Raw genomic sequence first — 16,085 nt, 5'->3', positions numbered from 1 at the left:
AGATCGAGCGTGTGTCAAATACCCGTCTTTCCACACTTGAAGCGGAATCTCCCTATATAGTATACATCCTTTCCATTAGGGGATGCGGGTCAAGCCCGCAATGACGGAGGCTTTCTTATACTTTAAACACCGTCCCGACCTGCGAGAGAAAATTCTGATCGACTAATCCAATTCTTTTATTTTGATATTTTGAAACCAAACTTCGTCGCCGTGATCTTGCAACAAGAGCAAACCGCTTTCGAGGTTACCGAAATCGGGCCAATCTTTATATTTGCTATAGTCTACGAGCGCGTTCCACATTTGGTTGTTACGGTCGTATTCGATAATCTTCACGCCATTGAGCCAATGTTCCGCATGATTACCCTTTACAACGATTGTTGCCGTGTTGAAGAATCCGGGACGGAAAGGCTTGTTGTCCGGCGCCGGTATCAGGTCATAGAGCGAACCCAGTTTCCGGTTACCGTTCACGCCCAGTTTGGCATCGGGATGCACGTTGTCATCGAGTATTTGATATTCGCAGCCGATAGCCGAACCTTGACCTTTATTCAGATTGGTATCGACAAAGTATTTGACGCCGCTGTTCGCACCTTTTGTGATCTTGAAATCCACTGTCAGAATAAAGTTCTTATAAGGGCGGGTCGTTACGATATCGCCGCCGTTAGCCGATTCCGCTCCTCCGCTTTTCAATACTTTCAGGATGCCGTTTTCAATAACCCATCCTTCTTGAGGGAATGCATCGAGTTTGGCGCCGCGCCACCCGTTGGTGGTTTTGCCGTCCCAAAGTAGTTTCCAGCCGTCACGCGCTTCTCTCTCGGAAATGGTATTGTCCACAGAATTTACCTGGTATACTTGCTCGTTTGCCGGCGTACGGAAAGCTTGGAGGTTTTCGGTCAGGATGCGGATATTTCGCCAGGCAATTGTTTTGCCTTCTTGTGCTTTATCACCGATAGCATGTACCTGCAAGGCGATAAAACCGGATGGCGTTACGTTGTCGAGCAGGTCGGTACACGGAATACCGTTGACCCATGTGCGGATCGAGTTTCCGATAGCTTCGATGCGCGCCTTGTTCCATTCGCCATTCTTAAAAGCCTTTTGTCCGGCAGAATTATAGGTCATCGGATAGAGCCATCCGCGACGCGCTTCGTCGTATACGCCGCCGGTCCAGGCGCGGGGAGAAGGGTCGATTTCGAACTGATAACCATGCACCCGTCCGTCGTTATACTCTTTGAGGCTTTGGCTGCGGAATTGTACGCCCGAGTTCAGGCCGTCATCCACCTTAAAATCGAATTCGAGAATAAAATCCCCGTAATTCTTTTGGGTCGTCAAAAAAGTATTGGGCGTATTCATCTTCGAAATGCCGATAATTGTCCGGTCTTGTACTTTATATTCGGCGGCTCCGTTCAGTTTGGTCCACCCTTTCAGGTTTTTTCCATTAAAGAGGTCTTGCCATTCCGGCTCTTGCGAGAAAGCCGATAAGGAGACCATAAGCGTTAAAAATAATATTGTATTCTTTTTCATCTTACTAAAACATTTAAACACAAATTACTGATTACTAATTATAAATTACGAATTATGAATTACAAATTACAAATTGCTGATTTCATCATACTTTATAAAAATCTTCCCAGCCTTTACGAGGGGGGGCTCCGGTTAAAAACGCATCGGCAAAGGCATCGTTCTTGACGCGTTTTGTTACGCGATCGAAAACAATTCTACGGTTCAACCGCTGCGCCGCTACTCCCAGACAGAAAACCTGGCTCAACGGGCCTGCAATTTCGAAAGGCGAGCGGGTTTTCTCTTTTCCCTGACAGGCCAACAGGAAATTGGCGAAGTGGTTGGAAGGGCTTTGAGGCACTTCGGGAAGCTTTCGTTCCATTTCCTTCGCTTTTTCTTCGGAAATAATACTGAGGGTGCTACCGTGCGAGCCTCCTTTAAAGGTGAGTTCCTTGCTATATATTTCTTTTCCCGGATTGAGTTTCGCGGGTTGTATTTTTTGTCCGGCTACTGTCGGGATATTCGGATCGATTTCCGATACGCCATATCCTTCGGGCACGGCCGGGATATTGTCGAGGCCGTCATACCAGGTGATGACTACCGGCGGCATATTGCCACGCTTAGGAAATTTAAACTCGATGGTACTCGACATCGGATAGAAATAATCGTTGTGTCCGGATAATTTTAACGGATTGACTTCTTCCGGCAAGCCGAGGTCGAGAAACTCATGCGCCGTGTCGAGGATATGAGCTCCCCAATCGCCTAACGCACCCATGCCGAAGTCATACCAACAACGCCATTGGCCGTAGTGGAAATCCTTGTTATAGTCATGATGAGATTGAGCCGATAGCCAAGTGTCCCAATCCAATGTCCCGGGAATCGTCTCCGCTGCGGGAAATTTCTTGATGTTCGGGTCCCATCCGTGCCAACGGCGCGGGTTGTTCATGTGGGCGGTAATAGCGGTTACATCTTGGATGATTCCGGCTTCCTTCCATGCTTTGAATTGAAAGTAATTGGCTTCGGAATGTCCCTGATTTCCCATTTGCGTTACGATATTGGGATATTTCCGGGCGGCTTTCATCATCAGTTCGACTTCGTGGAAGGTGCGTGCCATCGGTTTTTCGACATACACATGTTTGCCCTCGGCCAGCGCCATCATTACGGCGGGGAAGTGCGCGAAGTCGGGTATCGCGATAGCCACGGCTTCGATTTCGTTTCCGATTTTGTCGAACATTTCCCTGAAATCTTTGAAGCGTTTCGCTTTGGGATGTTTGGCTAACGCTTTTTTCGTATGCTCGGCGCCCATATCCACATCGCATAGCGCTACAATGTTGGCTAATCCGGTATTGTCGAGGTCGTTCATAATTTCCCACCCCCGGTTCCCAATGCCGATATAAGCCAGATTTACTTTTCTGTTAGCGTCTACAATCCGGCTGTAACTTGCAGCGTTCATCTTGGTTGATATTCCTCCGAATGCCAATCCCGCCGAAGCGAACGCCGCGTTTCTGATAAATTCTCTTCTTGTTGTCATGATAAACAGTATAATTATCGTATTTGATCCTCAATCCGAACCCGCGCTTTAACAAGGTTGTTTGCGCTTTGCTTTATCGAGGAGCGCATGACGTATTTACCGCTCGCGCTTTTAAAATTGTTTAGGAAACAAAGATAGAAAAAAACAGAGAGAGAATCCCGAAGAAATGATTTTTCGACTGGAATAAATGATAAAAGTCCTGCTATTTAATATTCAAAGCGTTCTTTGTAAGCCCACAAACTGATATCGGGACTCGATATGTCATAAATTTGTTCACCCGTCATCGGGGTATGGGTACCTAAAGCGGGTAGAATATCGGTCAGTTTATCTCCGTAATATTCCCATGTCATCTCGGTGAGGTCGCCAGCTTTGCTTGGCAGCCGGGTATAATCGGACGGAACGGCAAGAACCTTTTGCCGTTCACCCAATTTCCTTAACGCTTCATACAATCCTTTCTCAAGTCTTCGCGGGAAAGATTCATATCCGGCGAACCGTTTTCGTAATAAATCATTTCACTGTTTACTCTTCACTGTTCACCACCCAATACTATTTACCCCCCGCTTTTCTCCATTTACACTTCGTAAGTGGTAGAAGCGGTATTCCCACCATGTCCCGTCCAATCGGTATGGAAAAATTCCCCTCGGGGTTTATCGATGCGTTCGTATTGATGGGCGCCGAAGTAATCGCGCTGCGCCTGTAACAAGTTTGCCGGAAGCTGTGCATTGCGAAAGCCGTCGAAGTACGTTAATGCCGAAGTTAATGCCGGTACGGGGATGCCGTTTTGCAAGGCTGTGGCACATACCCGGCGCCAACTCTCCTGTGCGGCTTCGACGCTATCTTTAAAGAATGGGTCGAACAAGAGATTTTCGAGTTGGGGATCCTTATCGTACGCCTTTTTGATATCGGCAAGGAAGCGCGAGCGAATGATGCATCCTCCGCGCCACATCAGGGCAATGCCTCCGTAGTTCAGATGCCATCCGTATTCTTTGGCTGCTTCGCGCATCAAATCATATCCTTGCGCATACGAAATGATTTTTGCTCCGTATATCGCCTGTTCGAGGTCATTGATAAACGCTTCTTTATCGCCCTTAAACGCAGGAGTGGGGCCCGTAAGGACTTTTGCTGCTTTTTCGCGTAAGTCTTTTTGCGCTGACAAGCACCGTGAGAACACCGACTCTCCGATGAGCGTGAGCGGAATGCCCAGGTCTAGCGCCGTTACCGCCGTCCATTTGCCGGTACCTTTTTGTCCGGCCGTATCGAGGATTTTCTCTACGATCGGACTACCGTCTTCGTCTTTAAAACCGAGAATGTCGGCCGTGATTTCAATCAGATAAGAATCGAGTACGCCCCGGTTCCACTTTTTGAATACTTCGTGTTGCTCAAAAGCATCCATGCCGAGCAATGTTTTCATTAGATGATACGCTTCGTTGATGATTTGCATATCGCCGTATTCGATGCCGTTGTGCACCATCTTCACGAAATGGCCGGCCCCATTTTCTCCGACCCAGTCGCAGCAGGGCGATCCGTCTTCGACTTTGGCGGCCACGGACTGGAAGATCTCTTTTACGAGAGGCCATGCTTCGGGCGATCCGCCGGGCATCATGGAAGGGCCCTTCAATGCGCCTTCTTCTCCTCCCGATACTCCGGTGCCGATGTAAAGCAATCCCTTGCTTTCCACATATTCCGTGCGGCGGATGGTGTCGGGGAAGTGACTGTTACCCCCGTCGATAATGATATCTCCCGGCTCTAGAAGCGGGATGAGTTGATCAATAAATCCATCAACCGGTTGTCCGGCTTTTACCAACATCATTACTTTTCGCGGACGGCTCAATGAGTCGACCACCTCCACCAGCGAATGGGTTCCGATAAAGTTTTTTCCTTTTCCGCGGCCGTTTATAAACCGATCCACCTTCTCGACCGTCCGGTTGAACACCGCAACCGTATACCCTTTACTTTCCATGTTCAGCACAAGGTTCTCGCCCATGACGGCAAGACCGATAAGTCCGATATCTGCTTTTTGTCCCATAGTTTTTTATTATTTATCTTTTACCTTTTCTTTTTATTATTAGAGAGAAACAACTCAAGGGTTGTTTTAGTTGTCGTTTAAACGCTTTGTTTTATCCGTCTAACGCCTCCAAGCTGCTTGTGGGGTAGAAACGGCCCTATAGTTTATTAATTTTACTTGCCTGACAAGCTGCCCCGTATCCGTTATCGATGTTCACGACGCATAACGGTGTGCAACTGTTGAGCATGCTCAATAAGGCAGCGATACCGTGCAGGCTTGCTCCGTATCCGACGCTTGTAGGAACGGCGATGACGGGACTGCTCACCAGTCCCGATACGACCGAAGCCAATGCTCCTTCCATTCCGGCTACGACGATGACGACTTTCGCCCCTCTGATTATCTCGAGTTTATCGAATAGACGATGAATGCCCGCAACGCCTACGTCTACGATTTTTTCGACCTTATTTCCTAAAAATACGGCGGTCTCGTAAGCTTCTTCTACCACCGGCAAGTCGGATGTCCCCGCACAAACAATGGCGATGTAGCTATCGGTGGTTGCCGGCTCGTGCCGCATGATGCGGAAGGTTTGAGCGGTGTGATTATAAATCACCCCTTCTACGCGTTCGGATACGAATCGGTACATCGCGTCCGAGACCTTGGTACCTAAGACATTGCCGCCATTACGAATGATCGATTCTGTAATGGCCACGACTTGCTCCGGCGTTTTCCCCTGACAGAAAATTACTTCCGGTTGTCCGGTACGTTCTTGACGTAAATAATCTATCTTCGCAAAATCAATATCTTCGTAACCAATCTCTTTCTTCTTCATCCGGTTATACTATATTTCTGTTTAAACTGCCCATCGAATATCCTTCCAACTCTAAGCAGACATATAGAAATCCGAATGCTTTGAGTTGTTTGGAAACCCGGTCCATCGTAGACGGATCGCAAAAACGCGCCCGGTCTTCGGGGTTGAGTTCGATTCGCGCAATGGAACCGTGGCTGCGGACTCTTACTTCGCGGTATCCGAGAGAATGCATATATTTTTCCGCTTTTCCGATGCGACTCAGTTTTTCCGTTGTAATCTCTTCTCCGTAAGGAATGCGCGACGCCAGACACGCGTAAGCCGGTTTGTCCCACGTCGGCAATCCGAGATGTTTCGAAAGAAGCCTTATTTCTTTTTTATTTAATCCCGCCGTTTTCAAAGGACTCATCACTTTCAATTCGGCTATCGCCTTTGCCCCCGGCCGGTAATCTTTCGTATCATCGGCATTGGAACCGTCTACTACGATGTGAAAACCTCTTTCTTTTGCCATATCCACGATGGTGCCGAATTCGATCTTTTTACAAAAATAACACCGATTCGCGGGATTTCGCTTAATTTCAGCATCGATTGTTTGTTCTTCGACGAGGATATGTTCTATTCCTATTTGCGAAGCGAGCGTCTTGGCATCGTCCAAATCCCATGCGGGGATCATCGGGGAAACAATCGTCACAGCCAGGCACCGGTTTTCTAATACATCATGACATACTTTCGCCAAAAGAGAGCTGTCGACTCCTCCGGAAAAGGCTACCACTGCACTGCCGAGTTGGCGGAGATGACTCCTAAGGGCATCATATTTTTTCAGGAGATCGGGGTTCATCGTTATATATTCAGTTTCTCTTTTGTTGTCCATAAACCGGCCGATGGCGTACTGATAAAATAAATTTCTTCTCCGTTGGGCAACGTATTGAATCCGTTTTGCAGTTTGTCGGGAGAATAGATGTCGATCGCCTTTTGATAATCGAGATAATGGAAGTTGACTCCTTCTATTTCCTCTTTGGAAAGATGTCCGGGAGCGTATGTGATTTCAAACCGACCTTCCGACGAGCCGTGTATCAAGTGAGCGGTGGCATGCGTCAAGTCTTGCAGGTCGTCGTTTTTTTTCCAGTATTTCATGATCTTTTCGGTTCCCGAATAACCGTATTTCCGGATGATGGCGTCCACCTCGTCTTGTTCTCCGAAACGTTTTAGTCCCGGAGCGATGATGATGAGTTCCCCGCCGTCGGCCATTGCCTTGCGCGTGCGGTATATGGCCTTGTTCGCCACCCAGGTACTGAAAAATTCATCCCCTTGCATCACCGCAACCACTTTTCTTAATGGAGGTACGATGGTAATATTTTGCGCCATGGACTGTTTGGCAGCTTGAATATACGTGTCTAAATCGTTGCCGCAATAGAACCCCGTGTGAACCAGTTTCCCTTCATCGTTATAAGCCATTACGAGCTGAACATAGACATCCGGCAAGTTGCCCAGAAATTCGTTTTCCGCTTTATTATAGCAATGCCTTAGCGGTGTTACCAGCGAGCCTAAGTTTTTTTCGATGCCATAGCAAGCCGCCGCCATATGCGAGGCGCAAATGGTATCTTTTCCGCCAAGGCCGATGAAATAGTTCTTGTTGTGGTTGGCAAATCCCAATACCTCATGCGGAACCACATGCCCGATATTGATGATTATGTCCCATGGTTCTTCCATTACAAGCCGGTTGATGGAGATAGGAATATCCCAATCGGCAAGCCCGCCGGTGATTTTCTTTACATAATCGGCCGGAACGATTCCAAGGCGTTTGCCGTCGGTACGCCAATTGTGCTTCAGAATTTTATCTTCCGGGATGTTTCCGAACATCCACCGGTTCTGTTCTTCCGTATGCGGCACATGTTGCCCCAAGGTGGGTATGACATACACCTCCGCCATTTGAGCGAAGAAGTTGTAGAATATTTCGGTTATCCATCCCGCTCCGCTATGAGCCCTTGTAATATCAGGGGGAAGTAACAAGACCTTTTTGGGCTTCTTACAAATCCGGTTTAAACATTCGTTGGCGCTTTTTATAACCAGCGATTTCATCTCTTCCCGCCCAATCTCTTCTTTTCTTTCAAAAAACCAAGCCATAACTTATCGTTTTACGCGGGCGTTGCCCAACCAAATACTCCAAACCATTTCTTCATCGGCCGGCTGTGCGTAATCGGTGAGGAAAGTCGTAGCCAAGGCTCCGCTTGCCCAAGCGAACTGCGTCCACTTCTCCGGGTTCCAACCTTTTAGAATGCTATACAATAATCCGCCTACAAAGCCATCTCCGCCGCCGATGCGGTCGAGGACGTAAATCTTTCGCGGGCGGATGATATGCCACCGGTCATTTTCAAAAACAATAGCGCCCCAAAGATGTTCATTTGCACTCACCACTTCGCGCAACGTATTAGCGAACACGGTCACATTGGGATAGGCCGCTTGGGCGTTTGCGATCATCCCCTTGAAAGCATCCATCGTGGCGCCGATATCTTCTCCGCCGGCTTTAGGGCCTTCGATGCCGAGGCAAAGTTGATAATCTTCTTCGTTGCCGATAAGGATGTCCGATAATGAAGCAATTTCGGAGAATGCCGTTTTTAATTCCGTTTCGCGTCCTTCCCAAAAGGATGCTCGGTAATTCAGGTCGAAGGATATCAATGACCCGTGTTTTTTTGCCGTACGGGCGATTTCCACGCAAAACTCGCTCGTCTCGGGCGATAATGCGGCGATTAAGCCGGAAAGATGCACGATTTGCACACCTTCTTGTCCGAAAATACGTTCGAGGTCGAAATCTTTGGCGTTCAATGTGCGGCCTACTTCACCCGCCCGGTCGTTTTGCACCCGAGGGCCGCGTAATCCGAAGCCGGTATCGGCTATATTAAACTGGTGACGGTATCCCCAGGGCCCGCCTTGCGGTACTTCGGGCCCTTCATAGTCCATATTCCTGTGGCGAAGATCTGATTTGATAAAGGCCGCTATCGGGCTATCCTTTACAAAAGCAGTCAACACTTTTACCGGTAATCCTAAGGAGGAAGAAATGCTTGCCACATTCGTTTCAGCGCTGGTTGCCTGCATTTCAAAGAGCCGGCTGCTGTGTACCGGCTGGGCATTGACGGGCGTAATGCGCACGCCCATGCTGGTGGCTACCAGTAGAGAATATTTACAGTCTTGTTTTAATACGAGTGTCATATTGTTTATTATGATGATTTAATTTCTCAATCTTATTCAATCTCTTGCCAATCTTCAATCAATCTTTTATCCATCAAATACTAAAAGCGTCGAAGCCGCCATCGACCACGGCGATGGTGCCGGTAACGAACTTCGAGGCGTCGCTGACCAGATAATGCAATGTCCCTAACAGTTCGGCCGGTTCTCCGAAACGTTTGAAAGGCGTATGGGCGATGATGGTGTTTCCGCGATCGGTGTAGGTGCCGTCGGGATGGGTGAGCAAAGCCCTGTTTTGCTCCGTGATGAAAAATCCCGGACAAAGCGCATTCACGCGAAAATTCTCGCCGAACTTAAGCGCCAACTCTCCCGCCAGATACTTGGTGAAATTCGATACCGCTGCCTTAGCGGCCCCGTATCCTGCTACGCGCGTCAGGGGACGTAGAGCAGATGCCGATGAAATATTCACGATGTTTCCCTGCCGTTGCTGAACCATATATTCGGAAAAGACGAGGGTGGGGATGACCGTGCCCATCAAATTAAGATCGACCACTTGGCGGAAATCGTCGATGTTGAGGTCGAGAATCGTATTATCCGGTGCGATGGTCGCTCCCGGCATGTTGCCCCCTGCGCCGTTGATAAGCACGTCGATGCGTCCGTATTCCCGGATGATTTCTTCGGCGTTTTGCGTAAGGATCGCTTTGTCGGTGACATTGGTTTGGAGGAAGATCGCATCGCCGCCGTTTGCTTTGACGTGTTCTACCAAGGCATCGCCTTTGGCTTTGTTGCGCGCGAGCACCGCCACTTTCGCTCCATGCGCCGCCAGATAACTCACCATGGAAGTGCCTAATACGCCGGTACCTCCCGTCATAACGATTACTTTATTATTGATGTTAAATAGTTCGTACATAGTTCAGTTCCTTAATCCTTTAATGATTCATTTCAGTCATTTGGTTGCAAATATAGAAAAACGAATGCCTAAATTTCTGTTTTTTTGCGTAAAATGGTTGTCGGAAAACGAAATGTTTATCGTTGCGTTAAAAACGGGACCGGTTTTTACAGGGTGATAATAGCTGTTTCCAGGGTGTTTCACTTCTAAATTGAACTCAGGAAGCGACGGTTTCTATGACAGTGAGTCGATATAGTGGAGCACCTCTTGCTTGTAGGTCCTTCCGATGGGGATTTCCCGATTGGCTACCGTCAGTCGGTTACGGTTGACGGTTTGTATTTTGTCTTTCCGGACGATGAACGATCGGTGCACCCGTAGAAACAGCATGTCCGGCAGCAGGGTTTCCATATTTTTCATCGATTCCAATGTGATAATCGGCCGGTCTTGGTGGAGTGTGTAAATTTTAATATAATCTTTCAACCCTTCAATATAGAGGATGTCTTTAAAAAAGACCGGGATCAGTCGATGTTCCGATTTGACGAACACGGCGTCGGTTTGGAGTGGCGACTGGTGTCCGGAATTGTTTTTAGCAATGGCTGCGAACCACTCTTGCGCTTTCCGGAAGGTAGTTAGAAATTCGTCGTATGAGACCGGCTTCAGCAAATAATCGAAAGCGTTTACCCGATAGCCTTCGAGTGCGTATTCTTTGAAAGCGGTAATAAAAACAATTTTTGTTTCGGGGGGGATCAAGCGGGCTAATTCCATGCCGTTGATGCGCGGCATTTGGATATCGAGAAAAATCAAATCGACTTTCTGGGTCACGATATCCTGCATCGCCGAAACGGGATTGTTGTATTTCCCCGTCATGCGGAGGCCGGGCGTATCGCGGATGTACGTTTCCAACAAGCTTAAGGCCAGGGGTTCGTCGTCTATGATCCAACAAGTGAGTATCAGGTTCATGTTGTTTGATTAAGTATCGATGATTAATACGGTGGAGTAGGTGCCCTCTTTTATCTCCTTGTGCCACATATGCCGATAGGGATATAGTAATTCGAGCCGCTTTTTGACTTGCTGCAGGCCGATGCCGCTGCCGCTTTTATCCGACTCGTTTTTCGGGAAATAACTATTACTGCACAAGAATTCGATACGCCCGTTTTCTTTTTCCGTCAGGGAGATGTCGACAAACGAATGTTCGCCGCTGCTCATTCCGTGCTTAAACGCATTTTCTATCAGGGAGATGAAGATAAGCGGGGCGATCATCACCGTGCTGTTCTCCTTAATGTCGAACGTAATGGTGAGGCGTGCGTCTTCCGGCAGACGTAACCGCATCAGGTCGATATAGTTGCGAATGAAATTGACTTCTTCTTTCAGAGGAACATGTAAGGTGTTATTTTCGTAGAGTACATATTGCAATAGGCGGCTCAAATCGAGAATCGCCGGTTTCACTTTCGGCGAATTGAGCTGCGCCAGCGCATAGATATTGTTCAGTGTGTTCAGCAGAAAATGAGGGTTGATCTGATTCTTGAGATTTTTTAACTCGGCCTCTATCATCGCTTGTTGCATTTCCTTTTGTTCGACTTCGATCTTCGCCCATCGGCGGCTCATCTTAATGGCTGTGCTCAGGATGACAACCAATGTGAGCGAAACCACATCGCGAAGGAAAAAGAGGATAATCGGAATGAGCCGGCATTTTTCCGGTTGCGGTGATTCATTCGGAGATTTTCCTTCCCCGAAAAGAGACTTTCCGCCGGCGAGATTCAATGTCAAGGAAAATTCATGCCAAAGATGGATAAGTAATGCCGTTCCCAAAATGAGCGCGATGTTGATGAGCAGAAACTCGTTCTTTTTGTTCTCGAACAAGAAATGATCGATCAAATAGAAATAGTTACTGTAGAATACGATCATAAAGCAGACCGGAACAGGGACGAACAGCAGGAAGTTGATCCATGAGAAATTTCCCTGACTCAGAAAAAACAGCGGCAATCCGAAGATAATGCACCATGCGGCAAGATGTATAAACAGGTTTTCCGTAACTTGCGTATAGGAGATCGTGTACCGTCCTTTCGGCGGCATGATCGACCACTTTCGCGTACCTCCGGAAGTATTTTCTTTTTTCTTATCCATTCTTCTTCCTGTTCTTTTTTTCTTTACTTTCGATCGGATAAACACCGGTCACGCCGCCGCCCATCTAACCGCAACGGTCAATGCGAAAGCTACAAAAATACCTATAATTCCTTCAATAACACTTATCCGGTCAGTTAAAACCGTTTTTACCAATAGATATCTCTGTTTCGATTGGGTTTTCAAGAAGAAAAAAAGAACTTTATCGCAGATAATTTTTTGTGTGTTTATCAAAAAAAGTCTATCTTTGCAGGCACATTAGAAACGAAATAGGGTCCCGTAGCTTAACTGAATAGAGCATCTGACTACGGATCAGAAGGTTACAGGTTTGAATCCTGTCGGGATCACAAAAGGCTACTTCCACTCGGTAGCCTTTTCTTTTTTAATCTTTTTCGTTGGAAAAAGAAATGATATCGTCTTTTAGGGAGAATTCCCCGAGATCGATCAAGAACCGGAGCGTTTTGATGATCTTCTTGCTGTTTTCCGCGTCTATGGAATCGACTAATTCCTGTAATCGCATGGATGGATATTTTTTCAATTGCACCTGTAACGCGTTACGGATCTGCTTGAATTCAAAATTCGATAGTCCCGTTTCATTTCTCTTCAGACACACATCGCAAAAGCCGCAATCTTGCGGGTCCTTTTCATCGAAATAGCTTAATAACATCCGGCTGCGGCATATATCGTCTGTTTCCACATAGTCGATCATGGAATGAATGCGTTTTTCAAACCGTTTTTTCCGATCTTCGTAAACAATCTTCGGAATGGAGATGAAAGGAGTGTCTTCCCGCGGCGACGTGAAAATAATAAAGGGTGTTTTCTTTTGAGGAATATAGCGGATGTAGCGCATTCTTCCTAAATGGACTAATATTTCGCATACTTTACGGCGCGACAGACCTGTCTGGATAGCCAGAAAAGATTCGTCGATGTACACATCATCGGAAAAAACGCCGGTGTAACTTCGCAGCAGCGTGTGAACGAGATCGTCAACCTCCGCCTCGAGGTGGATCGTATATAGCTCGTCTCTCATAATCAAAAACCGTACACGCGAGTGCATATCGATTTCTTCGGTATACTCAACATATCCCGCAAGTTCGAGTATTTTCAGGGCGTGGTGTGTTTGAAGGAACGGAAGTTTGAAACGTTGGCAAAACTCTTGCAGATCGAAATCGAAAACACGGTTATATCCCGACCCCACGGCTACCTGGAGATAGTTACCAAGCGCTTCGTATGCCCGTATAATAAGCTCTTTTTTGGGAAAGGCGTCGGTGATGCGCTTTTTTAGTTTTACGCTATCGGCTTTTGCGTAGAGGATGATGGCATAAGCCCGGTCTCCGTCGCGCCCGGCGCGCCCCGCCTCCTGATAATATTCCTCGAGCGAGTTAGGCAGATCGAGATGCACGACGACTCGCACGTCGGCCTTGTCGATGCCCATGCCAAAGGCGTTGGTCGCGACCATTACCCGGCTTTTGCCCTTCTTCCATTCGTTTTGCTTATGATTTTTTTCCTCGTGCGACAAGCCGGCGTGGAAATGATCGGCCGGAATGGCGGCTTGTTGCAAGGCTTTGGCGACCGCCTTCGTCTCTTGCCGGCTCCGTACGTAAACGATGGCTGTGCCGGGAACCGACTGGAGGATGTGGATGAGTTCGCCGATTTTATCCTCCGCTACGCGGACGACATAAGAGAGGTTTTTCCGTTCGAAACTTTTCCGGAAGACGTTTTTTTCCTTGAAGTTCAGCTTTTCCTGGATATCTTTCACGACGGTTTGGGTGGCGGTGGCTGTCAGAGCCAGAACGGGAACGTCGGGAAACAATGTGCGCAGTTCGGCAATTTTCAAATACGAAGGGCGAAAGTCGTATCCCCATTGAGAAATACAGTGCGACTCGTCTACCACCAGCAGGCAGACTTTCATTGCTTGAAGCTTCGTAATGAATATATCGGAAGAAAGCCTTTCGGGGGAAACATATAAGAATTTGAAATCCCCGAAAATACAATTTTCTAATGTCCCGATGATTTCGCTCCGAGGCATTCCCGAGTATACCGCTGCGGCCTTAATGCCCTTTTCCCGGAGAGTGTCGACCTGATCTTTCATCAACGCAATGAGCGGTGTCACCACGAGGCAAATACCGTCCATAGCCATCACCGGCACTTGAAAAGTCAAAGACTTTCCTCCGCCGGTGGGCATGAGCCCGAGGGTATCTTTCCCCTCCCATACCGATTGAATGATTTCTTCCTGAAGCGGCCGAAAGGAGCTATACCCCCAATATTTTTTCAGTATTTCGTGAAACAATTCCGATTGCATACACGCTCCTTTTATCGATTATCTATCGCGTATATCTTTAATCAAAAGCTGTATAAATGATCTCGAACCATGAGTATTCTCTTCGATTGTATAACAAATATCAATCGGTTGGCCTTCTTTAATTCGTTGAAAATAGGAGTGCTTAGAGAAGGCTATGGCTTGAACCGGGGCCGAAATGCTGTCATCGACAATTTCTAGTTTGATATGCCGCAAACCTTTGCCGACGAGTTTACTGCCGCCCGAATCCCGTACCCCTTTCGTCATAAAGAGGGGATTTTCATTTTCCGGGCCGAAAGGACTGAAAAGCGCCAACTCCTGTACGAACTCGTGGGTGATTTGCGAAAGGGGAATCTCGGCATCCACCGTTATTTGCGGAGTCATCATGCGCGACTCAATACCGTCAAAAGAGAGCGAGTTGAAGCGCCGGGTAAATTCGGGCAGATTCTCTTCGCGTAGCGTAAGCCCTGCGGCATACATGTGGCCGCCAAAGTTTTCAAGAATATCTTTGCAGGCATCGATGGCCTTATAGACATCGAATCCCGAAGCGGAACGCGCCGAGCCTGAAATCATCATGTCGTTCGATTTGGTCAGTACGATGGTCGGGCGGTAATATTTTTCGGTAAGCCTCGAAGCGACAATCCCGATGATCCCTTTATGCCAGTTCTCATTATATAAGATGATGCTTCTCAAATTTTCAATATCGAGGTGGTGTTCGATATAGTCGATTGCCTCCTCGGTAATCTTCTTATCCAGCTCGCGGCGATCTTCGTTATACTTGTCGATATTTTTGCTCTTCTCTCGTGCCGCATCCATGTCGGTTGCCAACATGAGGTCGACAGCCTCTTTGCCATTCATCATGCGTCCGGAGGCGTTTATGCGCGGCCCGATTTTAAAGACAATATCATTCACGGTGATGTTTTTGCGCGCTAACCCGCAAATTTCAATGATTCCCCTTAATCCGAAACTCGGATTGCCGTTTAACTGCTTCAGGCCGAAAGAAATCATCACCCGGTTTTCGCCGGTGAGCGGAACGATATCCGAAGCGATGCTTACGGCTACCAAATCTAATAACGGTTCGATATCCTCGAAAGGGAACCCGTTGCGTTGCGAAAAAGCCTGAACGAGTTTAAACCCCACCCCGCAGCCCGATAATTCACTGTAGGGATAAATAGAATCGGTGCGTTTGGCATCGACGACCGCCACCGCATCGGGTAATTCGTCGTCGGGCATGTGATGGTCGCAAATGATGAAGTCGATTCCTTTTTCTTTCGCATAAGCCACCTTGCTTATCGCTTTAATACCGCAGTCGAGCGAGATAATGAGCTTCACGCCCGTGCTCAGGGCATAATCTATCCCTCGAAAAGAGATTCCGTATCCCTCGTCATACCTGTCCGGAATATAGTAATCGATATTACTCGTTATTTTGCGTAAGAATTTATACACCAACGATACGGCGGTCGTCCCATCGACATCATAATCCCCGTAGATAAGAATCCGCTCTTTATTGCCTAAAGCCGTCTCTATTCGCTTGATAGCTTTTTCCATATCGGGCATCAGGAAAGGATCGTGCAAGTCTTCCAAACGCGGATGTAGAAACTTTTCGGCCTCCTCTTTAGTCTTTATGCCTCTATTTATTAAAAGCTTGGCGAATACCGGATGTATATTTAATTCTTCTGCTAATTCATTTTGAGTATTTTTTTTATCGGGTGATAGGGTTAAATAATTCCATTTATAAGTCATTATGTTGTTTTATTT

Annotated in this window: 13 protein-coding genes and 1 tRNA gene; 1 reads left to right on the top strand and 13 read right to left on the bottom strand. The window is 47.4% G+C overall.

Going from position 1 to position 16,085, the window contains the following annotated elements; genetic code table 11:
* Window positions 1-162 precede the first annotated feature (162 nt).
* The 11 genes from ABNK31_RS16150 to ABNK31_RS16100 form a co-directional block, all read right to left on the bottom strand.
* Complete coding sequence (locus ABNK31_RS16150) at window positions 163-1,518, bottom strand: 3-keto-disaccharide hydrolase (protein WP_418893455.1); 1,356 nt, start codon at window positions 1,516-1,518, stop codon at window positions 163-165.
* A gap of 85 nt (window positions 1,519-1,603) precedes the next feature.
* Window positions 1,604-3,025, bottom strand: a complete 1,422-nt coding sequence (locus tag ABNK31_RS16145) for a Gfo/Idh/MocA family oxidoreductase (protein ID WP_418893454.1) — start codon at window positions 3,023-3,025, stop codon at window positions 1,604-1,606.
* Window positions 3,026-3,231: 206 nt separating this feature from the next.
* On the bottom strand, window positions 3,232-3,474 hold the full coding sequence (locus ABNK31_RS16140; protein WP_418893453.1) for a hypothetical protein: 243 nt from the start codon (window positions 3,472-3,474) through the stop codon (window positions 3,232-3,234).
* 122 nt (window positions 3,475-3,596) lie between these two features.
* Window positions 3,597-5,051 carry a decarboxylating NADP(+)-dependent phosphogluconate dehydrogenase gene (gnd, locus tag ABNK31_RS16135; RefSeq protein WP_418893452.1) on the bottom strand — a complete coding sequence of 485 codons (1,455 nt, stop codon included), beginning with the start codon at window positions 5,049-5,051 and terminating at the stop codon, window positions 3,597-3,599.
* A gap of 136 nt (window positions 5,052-5,187) precedes the next feature.
* Window positions 5,188-5,859, bottom strand: a complete 672-nt coding sequence (larB, locus tag ABNK31_RS16130; protein ID WP_418893451.1) for a nickel pincer cofactor biosynthesis protein LarB — start codon at window positions 5,857-5,859, stop codon at window positions 5,188-5,190.
* Between the two features lie 4 nt (window positions 5,860-5,863).
* Window positions 5,864-6,673 carry an ATP-dependent sacrificial sulfur transferase LarE gene (gene larE / locus ABNK31_RS16125; protein WP_418893450.1) on the bottom strand — a complete coding sequence of 270 codons (810 nt, stop codon included), beginning with the start codon at window positions 6,671-6,673 and terminating at the stop codon, window positions 5,864-5,866.
* 2 nt (window positions 6,674-6,675) lie between these two features.
* Complete coding sequence (locus ABNK31_RS16120; RefSeq protein WP_418893449.1) at window positions 6,676-7,959, bottom strand: lactate racemase domain-containing protein; 1,284 nt, start codon at window positions 7,957-7,959, stop codon at window positions 6,676-6,678.
* Between the two features lie 3 nt (window positions 7,960-7,962).
* Window positions 7,963-9,042, bottom strand: a complete 1,080-nt coding sequence (locus tag ABNK31_RS16115; protein WP_418893448.1) for a sugar kinase — start codon at window positions 9,040-9,042, stop codon at window positions 7,963-7,965.
* A gap of 73 nt (window positions 9,043-9,115) precedes the next feature.
* Window positions 9,116-9,928 carry an SDR family oxidoreductase gene (locus tag ABNK31_RS16110; RefSeq protein WP_418893447.1) on the bottom strand — a complete coding sequence of 271 codons (813 nt, stop codon included), beginning with the start codon at window positions 9,926-9,928 and terminating at the stop codon, window positions 9,116-9,118.
* Window positions 9,929-10,141: 213 nt separating this feature from the next.
* Window positions 10,142-10,861: a LytR/AlgR family response regulator transcription factor gene (locus ABNK31_RS16105; RefSeq protein ID WP_418895433.1), complete on the bottom strand. Its 720-nt coding sequence runs from the start codon at window positions 10,859-10,861 to the stop codon at window positions 10,142-10,144.
* Between the two features lie 15 nt (window positions 10,862-10,876).
* Window positions 10,877-11,980 (bottom strand): sensor histidine kinase, encoded by a 1,104-nt coding sequence (locus ABNK31_RS16100; protein WP_418895432.1) that lies wholly within the window; start codon window positions 11,978-11,980, stop codon window positions 10,877-10,879.
* A gap of 321 nt (window positions 11,981-12,301) precedes the next feature.
* Between ABNK31_RS16100 and ABNK31_RS16095 the strand changes: the two genes are divergently transcribed.
* Window positions 12,302-12,375, top strand: a tRNA-Arg gene (locus ABNK31_RS16095).
* Between the two features lie 35 nt (window positions 12,376-12,410).
* On the opposite strand, the gene ABNK31_RS16090 is transcribed toward ABNK31_RS16095, so the two are convergent.
* The gene (locus tag ABNK31_RS16090; RefSeq protein WP_418893446.1) at window positions 12,411-14,330 is read right to left on the bottom strand and encodes a RecQ family ATP-dependent DNA helicase; all 1,920 of its coding nucleotides are present in this window, start codon (window positions 14,328-14,330) and stop codon (window positions 12,411-12,413) included.
* An 18-nt stretch (window positions 14,331-14,348) separates the two neighbouring features.
* Complete coding sequence (gene recJ, locus ABNK31_RS16085; RefSeq protein WP_418893445.1) at window positions 14,349-16,070, bottom strand: single-stranded-DNA-specific exonuclease RecJ; 1,722 nt, start codon at window positions 16,068-16,070, stop codon at window positions 14,349-14,351.
* Between the last annotated feature and the right edge of the window lie 15 nt (window positions 16,071-16,085).

Origin of the sequence: Limibacterium fermenti (assembly GCF_041902845.1) — a bacterium.
In the GTDB taxonomy this organism is placed as follows: domain Bacteria; phylum Bacteroidota; class Bacteroidia; order Bacteroidales; family Dysgonomonadaceae; genus Limibacterium; species Limibacterium fermenti.
The sequence above is the reverse complement of the archived record's forward strand: the minus strand, read 5'-3'. Positions and strand labels throughout refer to the sequence as shown.